This window comes from Staphylococcus sp. GDY8P45P (assembly GCF_017892745.1).
Taxonomy (GTDB): domain Bacteria; phylum Bacillota; class Bacilli; order Staphylococcales; family Staphylococcaceae; genus Staphylococcus; species Staphylococcus cohnii.
In genome coordinates, this window is record NZ_JAESLS010000005.1 from 13,574 (window position 1) to 28,538 (window position 14,965).

General features: G+C 33.4%; 15 protein-coding genes. 7 read left to right on the plus strand and 8 right to left on the minus strand.

Features of this window, described 5'->3' with window-relative positions; all coding sequences use genetic code 11:
• Nucleotides 1–43 precede the first annotated feature (43 nt).
• Entirely contained in the window at nt 44–1,360 is a 1,317-nt protein-coding gene (locus KA873_RS03615) for a Na+/H+ antiporter family protein (protein ID WP_210140165.1), read from the plus strand.
• A gap of 30 nt (nt 1,361–1,390) precedes the next feature.
• Nucleotides 1,391–1,771 (plus strand): PaaI family thioesterase, encoded by a 381-nt coding sequence (locus tag KA873_RS03620; protein ID WP_107384604.1) that lies wholly within the window; start codon nt 1,391–1,393, stop codon nt 1,769–1,771.
• A 981-nt stretch (nt 1,772–2,752) separates the two neighbouring features.
• On the opposite strand, the gene KA873_RS03625 is transcribed toward KA873_RS03620, so the two are convergent.
• The 8 genes from KA873_RS03625 to kapB form a co-directional block, all read right to left on the minus strand.
• A complete protein-coding gene (locus tag KA873_RS03625; protein WP_107386492.1) occupies nt 2,753–3,109 on the minus strand; it encodes a Na+/H+ antiporter subunit G1 in 357 nt (118 codons plus the stop codon).
• A complete protein-coding gene (locus KA873_RS03630) occupies nt 3,087–3,380 on the minus strand; it encodes a Na(+)/H(+) antiporter subunit F1 (RefSeq protein WP_046208018.1) in 294 nt (97 codons plus the stop codon). The genes KA873_RS03625 and KA873_RS03630 overlap by 23 nt, the downstream gene beginning before the upstream one ends.
• On the minus strand, nt 3,380–3,859 hold the full coding sequence (locus tag KA873_RS03635) for a Na+/H+ antiporter subunit E (RefSeq protein ID WP_107384606.1): 480 nt from the start codon (nt 3,857–3,859) through the stop codon (nt 3,380–3,382). Before KA873_RS03635 ends, KA873_RS03630 begins: the two co-directional genes overlap by 1 nt.
• 1 nt (nt 3,860) lies before the next feature.
• On the minus strand, nt 3,861–5,357 hold the full coding sequence (locus KA873_RS03640; protein ID WP_107386491.1) for a Na+/H+ antiporter subunit D: 1,497 nt from the start codon (nt 5,355–5,357) through the stop codon (nt 3,861–3,863).
• On the minus strand, nt 5,344–5,691 hold the full coding sequence (gene mnhC1, locus KA873_RS03645; protein ID WP_040030166.1) for a Na+/H+ antiporter Mnh1 subunit C: 348 nt from the start codon (nt 5,689–5,691) through the stop codon (nt 5,344–5,346). The genes KA873_RS03640 and mnhC1 overlap by 14 nt, the downstream gene beginning before the upstream one ends.
• Nucleotides 5,691–6,119 carry a Na(+)/H(+) antiporter subunit B gene (locus tag KA873_RS03650; protein WP_080760407.1) on the minus strand — a complete coding sequence of 143 codons (429 nt, stop codon included), beginning with the start codon at nt 6,117–6,119 and terminating at the stop codon, nt 5,691–5,693. The genes mnhC1 and KA873_RS03650 overlap by 1 nt, the downstream gene beginning before the upstream one ends.
• On the minus strand, nt 6,100–8,517 hold the full coding sequence (locus KA873_RS03655; protein ID WP_107505099.1) for a Na+/H+ antiporter subunit A: 2,418 nt from the start codon (nt 8,515–8,517) through the stop codon (nt 6,100–6,102). Before KA873_RS03655 ends, KA873_RS03650 begins: the two co-directional genes overlap by 20 nt.
• A gap of 128 nt (nt 8,518–8,645) precedes the next feature.
• The gene (gene kapB / locus KA873_RS03660) at nt 8,646–9,026 is read right to left on the minus strand and encodes a sporulation phosphorelay system protein KapB (RefSeq protein WP_107386489.1); all 381 of its coding nucleotides are present in this window, start codon (nt 9,024–9,026) and stop codon (nt 8,646–8,648) included.
• 67 nt (nt 9,027–9,093) lie between these two features.
• Here kapB and KA873_RS03665 point away from each other — a divergent pair, with 67 nt between their 5' ends.
• From KA873_RS03665 to KA873_RS03685, 5 genes are all read left to right on the plus strand, one after another.
• Nucleotides 9,094–9,690: a peptidylprolyl isomerase gene (locus tag KA873_RS03665; protein ID WP_107505098.1), complete on the plus strand. Its 597-nt coding sequence runs from the start codon at nt 9,094–9,096 to the stop codon at nt 9,688–9,690.
• 431 nt (nt 9,691–10,121) lie between these two features.
• Complete coding sequence (gene ygs / locus KA873_RS03670) at nt 10,122–10,523, plus strand: S1 domain-containing post-transcriptional regulator Ygs (protein WP_046208025.1); 402 nt, start codon at nt 10,122–10,124, stop codon at nt 10,521–10,523.
• Nucleotides 10,524–10,709: 186 nt separating this feature from the next.
• Nucleotides 10,710–11,843, plus strand: coding sequence for an NADH-dependent flavin oxidoreductase (locus KA873_RS03675; protein ID WP_107505430.1), 1,134 nt, complete (start codon nt 10,710–10,712; stop codon nt 11,841–11,843).
• Nucleotides 11,844–12,407: 564 nt separating this feature from the next.
• Entirely contained in the window at nt 12,408–13,598 is a 1,191-nt protein-coding gene (locus KA873_RS03680; protein WP_107386656.1) for an ornithine--oxo-acid transaminase, read from the plus strand.
• Between the two features lie 107 nt (nt 13,599–13,705).
• Nucleotides 13,706–14,950: a Glu/Leu/Phe/Val family dehydrogenase gene (locus tag KA873_RS03685; protein WP_107384486.1), complete on the plus strand. Its 1,245-nt coding sequence runs from the start codon at nt 13,706–13,708 to the stop codon at nt 14,948–14,950.
• The last annotated feature ends 15 nt before the right edge of the window (nt 14,951–14,965 follow it).

The following is a 14,965-nucleotide window of genomic DNA, read 5'->3' on the forward strand; positions in this document are numbered from 1 at the left end:
GTGATACTTTAGTTCGATAACGTAATAAAGGAGTTGTGCTTTTGTGATAAATGCAGTTGTTATAGCAGTGGTACTGATGATTGTACTCTGTTTATGTAGATTAAATGTTGTTATAAGCTTATTTATCAGTGCACTAGTTGGTGGCTTAATCGCAGGTATGAGCGTCACAGACATTGTATCTGTATTTGGTAAAAATATTGTTGATGGTGCTGAAGTAGCATTAAGTTATGCTTTATTAGGTGGATTTGCTGCGTTGATTTCTTATAGTGGTATTACAGACTATTTAGTAAATAAGATTATCAATACGATTCATGCAGAAAACAGTAAAATGTCACGTATTAAAGTTAAAGTTATTATTATCGGTGCACTATTAATTATGAGTGTAATGAGTCAAAACTTAATACCTGTACATATTGCATTTATCCCAATTGTAATACCTCCATTAATAAGTTTGTTTAATGAACTTAATATAGATAGAAGACAAATTGCAATAATTATTGGCTTTGGTTTATGTTGGCCATATGTTTTATTACCATATGGTTTCGGTCAGATTTTCCACCAAATCATTCAAAGTGGATTCTCTAAAGCAGATCATCCAATTGAAATGGGTATGATATGGAAAGCAATGCTGATTCCATCATTAGGCTATATTGTTGGCTTAATCGCAGGTATTTATTATTATAGAAAACCTAGAAAATACTCTGAACATAAAGACATTAAAGATATGAGTGAAATTGAAATTAGACCTTATGTTCTCGTAGTAACGATTATTTCTATTATTGCTACTTTTTTAGTACAGATGTTCACTGATTCTATGATATTTGGGGCTTTAGCCGGCGTACTTGTTTTCTTCATTTCACGTGCTTATAAGTGGACTGAGTTAGATCAAAAATTTGTAGATGGTATTAAAATCATGTCATTTATAGGTGTTGTGATTTTATCAGCAAATGGTTTTGCAGGTGTAATGAATGAAACAGGAGATATAGGTAATTTAGTAAGTGGGCTTAGTGGTGTTATTGGAGAAAATAAATTAGTTAGTATTATTGTAATGTACATTATTGGTTTGGTCGTGACTTTAGGGATTGGCTCATCATTTGCTACAATACCTATTATTGCAACGTTGTTTGTGCCATTAGGTGAATCTTTGGGACTAAGTACCATGGCATTAATTGCTTTGATAGGAACGGCGAGTGCATTAGGAGATTCGGGGTCACCTGCGAGCGATTCAACATTAGGTCCTACAGCAGGTTTAGATGTTGATGGTCAACATGATCACATTCGTGATACATGTATTCCAAACTTTGTTTTTTATAATATTCCTCTAATCATTTTTGGCACTATTGCGGCTATGATATTATAGACCTAAGAATAAGAAAAAGAGGTGTCTTCAATGGCAAATATGCTTGATGCTTTAAAAATAAAGGTAGAGCGACAAGAACATGGACTTATGGTTATGTCTATGCCAGTCACAGATGAAGTGAAACAACCATTTGGCTTTTTACATGGTGGTGCGAGCTTAGCGCTTGGAGAAACAGCATGCTCAATGGGAGCTGCTGACATTATTGACACAGAGCATTTTATTCCTTTAGGTCTCGAAATGAATGCAAATCATATAGGTTCGACGACTGAAGGAACGATATTTGCGACTGCTACAATCATTCATGAAGGTAGTACAACCCAAGTTTGGAACATAGATATCAAAGATCAAAATGATAGACTGATATGTGTTATGAGAGGTACAATTGCCATTAAACCACGTAAACGACAGTAAGGCATTGAAGTATTAGATTAATGATATTTACTTTAATGAAATCAGATTTTTAAATGCTAATTAAGTCTTAAAATAAATCATATAAAAAGGACTCATTCACAGTTAGCGGATGAGTCCTTTCAGAAAATAGACAAACCTCCTTCGTATTAATTTACGAAGGGTTTGTCTATTTTTTATTTATATAATTTTTCCAAATAGGATTTTGTCCTTGAACTAATCTTTGCTCTTATTTTCATTATTAAATCTTCTTGAAAATGGAGTGTGTCCTTTTCAGCTAATTCAGTTGTATACTTATTCTTATTTGCATTTGCTTTAATATGCGTAGCATCAATAAATAAAGATGACTGATCTATTAAATTATTTTTGATAGCTATTTTTAATATTTTCTTAAATGTTTGTCTTCGACAAGTTCATATACAAATTTCAAATCTAATATCGCATCGACTTTACGTAATCAATGATTATTAAGGACTCATTCAGAGATAGAAATCATTTCATATTGTTCTCTTTTATCAATTGATTTATTCATCAGAATAATCACGACCACTGCTTAATTTACATATATTATAATATTGGCAGTGATTTATGCCGACTCCTGCGGGAATAGCACTAGCCGAAGACTACAGGCTAAGGCAGTGCCCGCGGAAAGCGTGCACAAAGAAACTGCCAACAAAGTCAGAGACTTTGTCAACGGTCCTTTTTGATAACATAGTATTTGAAATTTTTGATGCTGCTTCACAGGCACCCATGATATTTCATTCAAAAGGGCTGAGTTTTAAGTCGGCTAGACCACCTGATACAAATAAATAGGGTAACTATTCTAAATGAGCAGAAGTAGAAGGCAGCCCTGAATGTGACACAGTTGCGTCATCATTTGTAATGATTTGTTTGATAATCAGCTGTTGCATTAATGTATCTTTGAAACCTGTTATGGAATAAAAAATACGCATTCCTGATATTGGAATGCGTAATTAAATGATATTACAATTTTGTATCTTTTAAGTCTTTTTGTATGTCATCACGTTTTGTTCTTTTTGAAGCGGGTGTCTTCAAATTATATGCTGATTTAATAATAAGGTGACTTGCTAACGGCCCCGTGATCAAAATGAATAATATACCGATAAGTAATTGCATATTTACATAACCTTCACGACCTATGAAATATAAGAAAACACCACTTATAAGTAACATTGCTCCTAGTGTAGCAGCTTTACCAGCAGCATGCGCACGTGCATATACATCATCTAAACGTAAGAGGCCAATCGCAGCTAGTGCACTTATGAGTGAGCCAAGGATAACCAAAATAAGAGCTATACTAATGATGATCGTTGTTATCATGCTCAATCACCTTACCTTTATCCATATATTTTGCAAACACTGCAGTTCCTAAAAACGCTAAAATACCAATTAATAAAATGGCAACCATCATATATTTAGTACCCAAGAAAATACTAAATAGTGCTACAATCGCCATCAGTTGGATACCCATTGCATCAAGTGCCACAACCCTATCAGCAAGAGAAGGGCCGATAATGACACGAACAAGCATACCAAACATTGACAATGTTACAATAACTAATGCCACGATTAATATCACGTTGTAGTTCATTAATACTCGCCTACCTCTCTTACCACTTTTTCAAGTGATGATTTAATACTTTCAATTTCTTCTTCTTTAGTACTGAAATCAATACTGTGAATATATATTTGTTTGCGATCATCACTGATACCTAGAACAATCGTACCAGGTGTGAGTGTAATCAAGTTTGATAACAACACAATTTGCCAATCTTTTTTCAAATCTGTTGGATACGTAAAAAAGGCGGGTTCATTGTTAATTTTAGGTTTAGTAACGATTCTAATAACATCAATATTTGCTTTAACTAATTCTACTAAAAAGACGATAAATAATTTTATAATTTTATAAATAGTAATAATATAAAATCTACCGGGTAAGACACCACGCATCAGGAATACTAACAATAGACCAAATATATAACCTAATAGGAAATTATTAAATGTATAGCTACCTGTTACAAATAGCCAAAACACTGATAAAATTAAATTTACTAATATTTGAATTGCCATATTATTTGCCCCCCAATACGCTGTCTATATAAACACTAGGATTATAGAATGTTTCGGCAGCATCTTTTATGATTGGTTGTAAAAAGTCAGCGGATAGGCCAAATATTACTGATATAGCAACTGCAATAACAGCTACTGTTAAAATACCTTTGTATTGCAGTTTAGGGTTGACTTCATAACCTTCAGATTCTCCGAAGAAACCTTTTAAGAAAATACGAATAACTGAGTAAAGTACAACTAAACTAGATAATAAAACAATCATACCACTTAAATAAAATCCTTTTTCGAAAGTAGCTTGAACAATGTAATATTTTCCATAAAAACCGCTTAACGGTGGTATACCGGCTAAACTCAAAGCAGCGATAAAGAAAGACCAGCCTAATACAGGGTAATGTTTGATTAAACCACCATACTTACGTAAATCGTGTGTCTTGGTGATTTTATACATGACACCAATTAAGAAAAATAGTGCTGCTTTAATCAACATGTCATGTAATGTATAATAAATTGCTCCCATCATACCGGCCTGATTCATCATTGCTACACCTACTAAAATGACACCAACAGCAATCATAATATTATAAATTATGATTTTTTTAGTATCAAAGTAGCTAACTGCGCCTACACAACCAAAAATAATTGTAAGTAAGGCTAAGAATAAAATGGTGTACAGTGAAAAGTTAGAAGAATCACCAAAGAATAAGCTTGCTGTTCTAGCTATTGCGTAAACGCCAACTTTTGTTAACAATGCACCAAAGAAGGCAATAATTGCTATAGGTGGCGCATAATAAGCGCCTGGTAGCCAGATATACATTGGGAACACACCAGCTTTTGTAGCAAAGACAAAGATAAACATAATAAATATAATACTGATAATTCCTTTATCTTGTGTTGACAGTTGACTTAATTTTTCACTAATATCTGCTAAATTCAATGTGCCTACAACAGAATAAAGCATTGCGACGGCTATAACAAAGAAAGCAGAAGATGTCACATTCACAAGTACATATTTTATCGTTTCACTCAATTGAACTTGTGTGCCACCAATAACTAATAAAATATAAGATGCCATTAAAAATACTTCAAAGAATACGAAAAGGTTGAAAATATCACCAGTTATAAATGACCCTATAACACCAGTGAGCATAAACATTATGGCAAAATAATAGTAATATGTTTCACGCTCGATACCTACAGATTGATATGAATATAAAATAATCAACATCGTTACAATTAAACTTGTAATCACAAGTAAAATACTAAAAATATCTGTAACAAAAACAATACTATATGGTGCATCCCATGAACCAAGTTCGAGTTTTATAGGTCCATCTCTGAGAATATTTTTTAAATTTATAAAAGCAAAAATTAATGTAATTGCAGTACCTGTTAATGCAACGTAGCGTTTAATTTTAGGGCGTTTACCAATAAAAATTAATGCAATAATTGTTAACATTGGTATGACGAGTAATGAAATAATAAGATTACTCTCTATCATTATCTAGCACCCCTTTCATACTTTCTACGTTGTCTGTACCTAGTTCTTTATAACTTCTAAAAGCCAATACTAAGAAAAAGGCTGTTACAGAAAATGAAATTACTATTGCTGTTAATATGAGTGCTTGTGGAATTGGATCCACATATGAAGTGAACCCTTTTTCATAAATAGGGACTTCACCTTTCTTAAGACCACCCATAGTTATTAAGAATAAATTAGCTGTATGTGTTTGTAATGTAGTCCCAATAATGATGCGTATCAAACTTTTAGAAAGAATGAGATAGACGCTCATTGCAGTGAGAATACCACAAACAAAAATCATCACTATTTCCATTACTCATTCTCTCCAATCGCTAATATTATAGTCATTATTGTGCCAACAACCGCACATAAAACACCTAAATCGAAAAATGTGGCAGTGTGCATTTCTATAGGTTTTAAAATACCTAATGGAATCTCAAATGGCGTATGCGTAAAGAAGTTTTTATTGTATAGCCAACTCGCCATAGGTGTAGCTAAACAAAAGAATAACCCGATACCAATGAGTTTCTTGAAGTCCCATGGGTATATTTTACGCATAGTCTTAATATCGTAAGCCACTGCTACAATCACAAGTGAACTTGATAGTAGTAGGCCACCGACGAAACCGCCACCAGGTGTATAATGTCCTGTTAAAAATAGGTGTAAACCAAACATAACGATTAAGAAGAAAATCACGATAGCTGAGTATTGGAAAATTAAATTATTTTTCTGTCTTTTCAATGTGAGTTCCTCCTTCATCATTTGGTTTGTTTTTATAACGAAGTTTAATCATTGTGTAAACACCTAAACCTGCAATACCTAGTACAGAGGATTCGAATAAAGTATCGGTACCACGGAAATCAACTAGAATAACGTTGACCATGTTTGTACCATGTGCTAAATCATATACATGCGCTTTATAAAATTCTCCAATTGAGCCAAAGTGTCTATTACCGTAAGTGATTAAACCTAATACTGTTACAACGGTACCAGCACCGATGGCAATAATAATGTTCAGCCATTTATATGAAGTTGATTCGTTGTGTCGATTTAAATTTGGCAAATGATAGAAACATAATAAGAACAATGCAGTAGAAATAGATTCTACAACAAATTGCGTCAATGCTAAGTCTGGTGCACCAAAGAAAATAAAGAAGATCGCTACTGCATATCCTACTGCACTTGCCATGATGATACTGAATAGGCGAGAGCGTGCAAATATAATCATAGATGCTGCTGTAATGATAATGACTACGATGATCAATTCAAATGGTCTGATTTCACTAACATCTTTGAAGTTAACACTGAATGGTGTTACTAATAATGTCACAAGTGTGATTACGATTAAAGACGCGAAGATGATTAATAAGTTATTACGAGTAAACCCAGTAACGTAAGTGTTAGTAAATTGACTTGAATAGCCTGGGAATACCGTTCCAAATTTATCATACCAATAATTGATTGTTAGTTTTGTAGGTTGTGCTTTTAATAAGCTAATCCAATAACCAAAGCTAAGTATTAACAAAATTCCAGCGATGTAAATGCCTAATGTTGAGAAAAAGGCTGGTGTAAATCCATGGAACATATGAAACTCAGCTGTTGCGTTAGTATTATGACTGATTGCGTTTACTGCTGGTTCAATGATTGTCCCAGTCAATATTGAAGGGAAGAACCCAAAAACAATGACGAGTATTGCTAATATACCTGGAGAAATTAGCATTAATTTTGAAACTTCATGAGCTGATTTTGGTAAATTATTTGGTTTATAGCTACCTAAGAATACTTGACCAATAAACCTAACAGCATAGACAAAAGTGAATACGCTACCTAAAATTGCCACGATTGGTATGAGTATACCAATACTATTTAAACTGAAGATATTAGCGTGCGTAACTTCAATCATACTTTCAAGAAATTTCTCTTTTGATAAGAAACCATTAAATGGAGGAATACCTGCCATACTCAATGATGTAATTAACGTAATGGTAAAAGAAATTGGCATGATGGTTACTAAGCCACCCAATTTATTGACATCACGTGTTCCCGTACTGTGATCAATCGCACCAGTTACCATAAATAATGCACCTTTAAAAGTAGCATGATTTATAAGGTGAAACACAGCTGCGGTAAAGGCAGCAACGTAAATTTGACTGTCTGAGCCTTCGAAATGATAACTAACTGCTCCGATACCTAACATTGACATAATCATGCCAAGTTGTGAGACAGTTGAAAAAGCTAAGATACCTTTTAAGTCTTGTTGCTTTGTTGCATTTAACGATGCCCAAAACAGAGTGATTAGCCCCACTGCAGTAATCGTCCAAATCCAACCTTGTGAAAGCGCGAATATTGGTGTCATACGTGCAACTAAATAAAGACCAGCTTTAACCATTGTTGCTGAATGCAAGTAAGCACTAACTGGCGTTGGCGCTTCCATTGCATCTGGTAACCAAACATAGAATGGAAACTGAGCTGATTTAGTCATCGCTCCTATGATTACAAAGATCATAGACAATATAAAGTAAGGGCTTGTTTGGATTTCAGACGCATGATTAATGAGCGTTTGAATACTAGTAGAATTACCTGCAAGTGATAGTAAAATAAGTCCACCTAGCAGAGAAAGACCACCCAACACAGTTATGAGCATTGATTTTTGTGCACCATAAATAGATGCTTGTTTTGTTCTCCAAAATGAAATGAGTAGAAAACTTGAAAAGGAAGTTAACTCCCAAAACAGATATAAGATAATGATATTATCTGATAATACGACCCCTAACATGGCACCCATAAAAAGCAAAAGGTAACAATAAAAATGACCTAATTGCTCTTGTCGACTTAAATAACTAATGGAATATAATACAACCAAGCTTCCGATACCAGTTATTAGTAAACTGAATAATAAGCCTAAGCCATCAACGTATAAATCGAAATTCATGCCAAAATGAGGCATCCAATTTACTTTATGTACTACGCTTTTGCCTGACATTGTTGTCGAAATGATTGATAGAAAATATATAAATAAGACGACGGGGATAGGTAACACAAACCATCCTAAATGTATACGCTTATGTATGCGATATACAATTGGAATAATGAGTGCAAATATTAACGGTAATAATACCGCTATATGTATCAAACTCATTATTTTATCCTCCTTTTTAAAATAGTATAAGGTCATTATACATGAATAAGACTATTCTGAAAAACCACGTTAACCCTTGTGGAGCTTTAATTTAAAGTTTGTTTTAAATAAGAAGAAACACGGTATTTTTATTCAAAATTTTGTTTATATTGAATTGAATAATCTTTTTTTAATTGTGCTAAATTAGCAAGTGAGCAATTAGCATATTCAGTATTTTCTTCTTTTAATTTATTCTCTAAATTTGTAATTGCAATTTGTAAAGATTGTATATAATCCAGTTCTTCTACATTAAATGGTCTAAGTTTGGATTTTGACGTATAACGTTTTTCAAATTGACTTAAAGCTTTGCGCTCGTGAAAAAATACATTCTTCGTTTCATTTGGATGGTGCAAGTCACCTTGCTTTGGATGTTTAATGACCTGTTCAATTTGAACAAGTACTTGATTGTCATCCTCTTCTATAACAGATACACCATAACTTCCAGTTTTATGTGCAAAACGATATAACATAATTCAATACACCCCTCATTTTATGTTAGAATACATATATCATCTTAACATGAAATGGAGAATAAAAATGTCGAACTATCCTCAGCTAAATTCAGAAGTAAACGAAAATGAAATAAAAATGGTTATGCATACGAATAAGGGTGATATGGCTTTCAAATTATTACCTGATATTGCACCTAAAACAGTAGAGAACTTTGTTACACATGCGAAAAATGGCTACTATGATGGTATTTCTTTCCATCGTGTCATCAATGACTTCATGGTACAAGGAGGCGACCCAACTGCAACTGGTATGGGTGGTGAAAGTATTTATGGAGGTCCGTTTGAAGATGAATTTTCACTTGAAGCATTCAATCTATACGGTGCTTTATCAATGGCAAATTCTGGTCCGAATACTAACGGTTCACAATTCTTTATTGTTCAAATGAAGGAAGTACCAGAATCTATGCTTAGCCAACTTGCAGATGGTGGTTGGCCGGAACCAATTGTCAAAGCTTATGGTGAAAAGGGTGGTACACCTTGGTTAGATCAAAAACATACTGTTTTTGGTCAATTATTAGAAGGTGAATCTACGTTAGAAGATATTGCTGCAACAAAGGTAGGACCGCAAGATAAACCTTTACATGATATCACGATTGATTCGATAGACATTATTGAAAAATAATATAAAACGTAGTTTGAACGGTAGTAAGTAAAACGATCTTTTATCGTTTTGAATTTTAATGAAACATTAATCGATTATATTAAAAATATAGAGAAGTCTAAGAGGCTGGGACAAATTAATTGTTCCAGCCTCTTACTATTATATTGATATTTTTTAGTTATCTTTGTCAGAACATGGCGATGCAAACACATTAAATAAAATCACTTTCTGACCAATCATTTGATATTTTTTATTTTGAAAGGATTGAATCAAGTAACATTCTTAGGAGTTGTTCAAATACCTTTGTATAATGAGATGCAATCCCAATTCAAGCAAGTATTGTATAACTGAATTTTGAAAAATCGTGAAATTTTTCTAGGTAATATTAGTACCATTGAATGATTTATGCTATTATGAACATGTTAAGTAAAACGAAATAAGGGGTTATCACGTTGAATAATCACTATAAAGTAGGTCAACATATCAAAGTTCGTGTGACTGGTATTCAACCGTATGGCGCTTTTGTAGAAACCCCTGACAATACTGAAGGATTAATCCATATTTCTGAAATTATGGATGATTACGTCCATAATTTAAAAAAGTTTTTATCGGAAGGACAAATTGTCAAAGCGAAAGTCATTTCAATTGATAAAGAAGGAAAGTTAAATCTTTCTTTAAAAGATAACGACTATTTTAAAAATTATGAACGTAAAAAAGAAAAGCAATCAGTATTAGATGAAATTAAAGAAACCGAAAAGTATGGGTTTCAAACAATTAAAGAACGCTTACCGGTTTGGATTAAACAGTCCAAAAACGCGATAAAAGATGAACAATCATCTTTTAAAAAACACTAACATCTTATTTTAAGATGTTAGTGTTTTTTATTTGTAAGGTAAATTTGTAAGTTAAGATAACACTATAAAACTATATGCGTGAGCATATAGTTTTATATTTAAAATCAGGAAAGTTAGAATTAAAATCGCTTAAAGTGATTATGCAATGACACTTAAGTATATTGTATATTAGGAGGATTTAATTTAATGGACAAAAAATTTCAACCGTTATTTGAAAAATTAAAATTACCAAATCAAGTTGTTTTAGATAATCGATTTGTACTAGCCCCATTAACGCATGTTTCATCTAATGATGATGGTACGATTTCTAATGAAGAGGTTGTGTACATGGAACAACGTTCTAAAGATGTTGGTTTAGCAATTTCAGCAGCAAGCAATGTTACAGATTTAGGTAAAGCTTTTCCTGGACAACCTTCAGTAGCGCATGATTCTAATTTAGAAGGCTTAAAACGTTTGGCAAAAGCTATGAAGAAAAATGGTGCGAAAGCGGTTGTCCAAATACATCACGGTGGTGCACAATCTTTACCTAATTTAACCCCTGATGGTGATGTTGCGGCACCAAGCCCTATATCATTAAAAAGTTTCGGTGAGCAAGAAGTCCATCAAGCACGTGAAATTACTAATGATGAAATTGAATCAACAATAAAAGCATTTGGTGAAGCAACTCGCAGAGTCATTGAAGCTGGCTTTGATGGTGTTGAAATTCACGGTGCAAACCATTATTTAATCCATCAATTTGTATCTCCATATTATAATCGTCGTAATGATGAATGGGGAGAAGACCGTTATAAATTTGCTACAAGTGTAGTAGACGAAGTAACTGAAACTGTTAAAAAATATGGTAGTAAAGATTTTATCGTTGGATATAGATTTTCTCCTGAAGAAGCTGAATCTCCGGGTATAAGCATGGAAATTACAAAAGAACTAATTGAGCTATTAATAGAAAAACCTTTAGATTACTTACATGTTTCATTAATGGATATTCACTCTCAAACACGTGAAGGCCAGTACAAAGGGCAAGAACGTATTAAACTCATTTTAGAGTGGATTAATGGACGCATGCCACTAATAGGTATAGGATCTATCTTTACGGCTGAACAGGCTATTGAAGCAATTGAATCAACAGGTGTAGAACTCGTCGCATTAGGACGAGAAATCTTGTTGGATCATAATTTTGTAAGTAAAATTAAAGATGGAAAAGAAGATGAAATTCTATCTCACTTTGATCCACAAAGAGCAGATAAACACCATCTGCCACCAAAATTATGGGAACAATTTAATAAAGGCTTTTACCCATTACCAAGAACAGACAATAAATAAAATCTTTGAATATGAAGATGTTTATAGTATTTAACACCACTATATTTTCATAATGAAGGTAAGTATAAACATTTTACTAATGAAGCAACGTCAATTTCTATTGAATATATATAGAAATTGACGTTTTTTGTTCGTATAAAATTTTGATGAACGTTAAAGTAACCTTTTATATTTATAACAGTCAATGGTTGTTGCTGCTGACGTTTTTTAGGCAGATATAGCATATATGTCGGAGATATTTAACGATTTTTATATAAAATATTATAAATTTCAGACACTAAAATTAGCATAAATCTTGTGATAGTGATTTTAATCAAGAAGAATTAATAAATTTATTAAAATTGGCTTGTGTAAACAGTCGGGAATGTGTCATTATATTAATGTAAAGGCTTACATTTTGATAGCTATATTCTAAATTTAATATTTAAAAGTTGCCATGTGAGTTCTGTATCTACGATTTTATAGTATTTTCGGAAAATAGTTTTCGTAAGTGAATAAATACGTTATGCTATGAATGAGTATTGCCAATAAATTATTATATAATTCATACAAAGGGGAGATATTATGTCAAGATCTGAAGAAATCATTGAATTAACAAATCATTACGGTGCGCACAATTATGTGCCGCTTCCAATTGTAATTTCAGAAGCTGAAGGTGTATGGGTTAAAGATCCTGAAGGAAATAAATATATGGATATGCTATCTGCTTATTCTGCAGTGAACCAGGGTCACAGACATCCTAAAATTATTCAGGCTTTAAAAGATCAAGCTGACAAAGTGACTTTAGTATCACGTGCATTTCATAGTGATAACTTAGGAGCATGGTATGAAAAAATATGTAAGTTAGCTGGTAAAGACAAAGCCTTACCTATGAATACAGGTGCAGAAGCAGTTGAAACAGCATTGAAAGCTGCGCGACGTTGGGCTTATGATGTGAAAGATATTGCACCTGATCAAGCTGAAATTATTGCATTCAATGGTAACTTCCATGGTCGAACAATGGCGCCAGTATCATTGTCATCTGAACCAGAATATCAACGAGGCTATGGTCCATTATTAGATGGGTTCCGAAAAGTCGATTTTGGTAACATAGATGCTGTTAAAGAAGCAATCAATGAAAATACAGCTGCTATTTTAATTGAACCTATTCAAGGAGAAGCAGGAATCAATGTCCCACCAGAAGGTTATTTAAAAGAAATTAGAGAATTATGTGATGAACATAATGTATTATTTATTGCTGATGAAATTCAAGCAGGACTTGGACGTTCAGGAAAATTATTTGCTACTGATTGGGATGATGTAAAACCAGACGTATATATTTTAGGTAAAGCTCTAGGCGGTGGTGTATTCCCGATATCAGTTGTATTAGCTGATGAAGAAGTATTGGGCGTATTTACGCCTGGTTCACACGGATCAACGTTTGGTGGTAATCCATTAGCGTGTGCTGTATCAATTGCAGCCTTAGATGTATTAGTTGATGAAGATTTAGCAGGACGTTCTTTAGAATTAGGTGAGTACTTTAAATCAGAACTTGAAAAAATCAATCATCCAGCAATTAAAGAAGTACGTGGTCGTGGATTATTTATTGGTATAGAACTAAATGAAAATGCTAGACCTTATTGTGAAAAGTTAAAAGAAGAAGGTTTATTATGTAAAGAAACACATGATACAGTAATTAGATTTGCACCACCTCTTATTATTTCCAAAGAAGAATTAGACTTTGCATTGGATAAAGTAAGAAATGTTTTTAAATAAAAATGTTCTGTAACTTAAGTTTTGAAAACCCTTTAAAAAGCAAAATCTTATGTTACAATTATCGTGAAAGCGAAATCATTAGTAACGAAAAAGAGGCGAAATGAATCATGACTGAGAATAATAATTTAGTTACTTCTACGCAACAAATTATTAAAGAAGCATTGCATAAATTGGGATTTGATGATGGGATGTATGATTTAGTAAAGGAACCATTAAGATTCCTTGAAGTACGCATTCCTGTACGTATGGATGATGGTACTGTTCAAACATTTAAAGGTTATCGTGCTCAACATAATGATGCTGTTGGACCAACAAAAGGTGGGGTACGTTTCCATCCAGACGTTGACGTTGAGGAAGTTAAAGCATTATCTATGTGGATGACATTAAAATGTGGTATCGTCGACTTGCCATATGGTGGCGGTAAAGGTGGCATCATCTGTGATCCTAGACAAATGAGTATACATGAAGTTGAACGTTTATCTCGTGGTTATGTGCGTGCGATATCTCAATTTGTTGGACCTACAAAAGATATCCCAGCACCAGACGTATTTACTAACTCACAAATCATGGCTTGGATGATGGATGAGTATAGTTCATTAGATAAATTTAATTCACCAGGGTTTATTACTGGTAAACCGATTGTATTAGGTGGATCACAAGGCAGAGATCGCTCTACAGCACTAGGTGTAGTAATTGCAATAGAACAAGCTGCTAAAAGAAGAGGTCTAGAATTGAAAGGTGCACGTATCGTTATTCAAGGATTTGGTAACGCGGGTAGTTTCTTATCTAAATTCCTATATGATATGGGAGCAAAAATTGTTGGTATTTCAGATGCTTACGGTGCATTACATGACCCAGATGGTCTTGATATCGACTATCTTTTAGATAGAAGAGATAGCTTTGGTACTGTAACAAATCTATTCGAGGAAACAATTTCTAATAAAGAATTGTTTGAACTTGATTGTGATATTCTTGTACCTGCAGCGATTGCTAATCAAATCACTGAAGACAATGCAAATGAAATTAAGGCTGATATAGTTGTTGAAGCGGCTAATGGCCCAACAACACCAGCTGGCACACGTATTTTAACTGAACGTGGTAAATTGCTTGTACCTGATGTGTTAGCAAGTGCAGGCGGCGTAACAGTTTCTTACTTCGAATGGGTACAAAATAATCAAGGTTATTATTGGACAGAAGAAGAAGTAAATACAAAATTGCGTGAAAAACTTATCACAGCCTTCGATACAATTTATGAGTTATCACAAAATAGAAAAATTGATATGCGCTTAGCAGCCTATATTGTGGGTATTAAACGTACTGCTGAAGCTGCACGTTATCGTGGTTGGGCTTAATTAAATATTTTAATT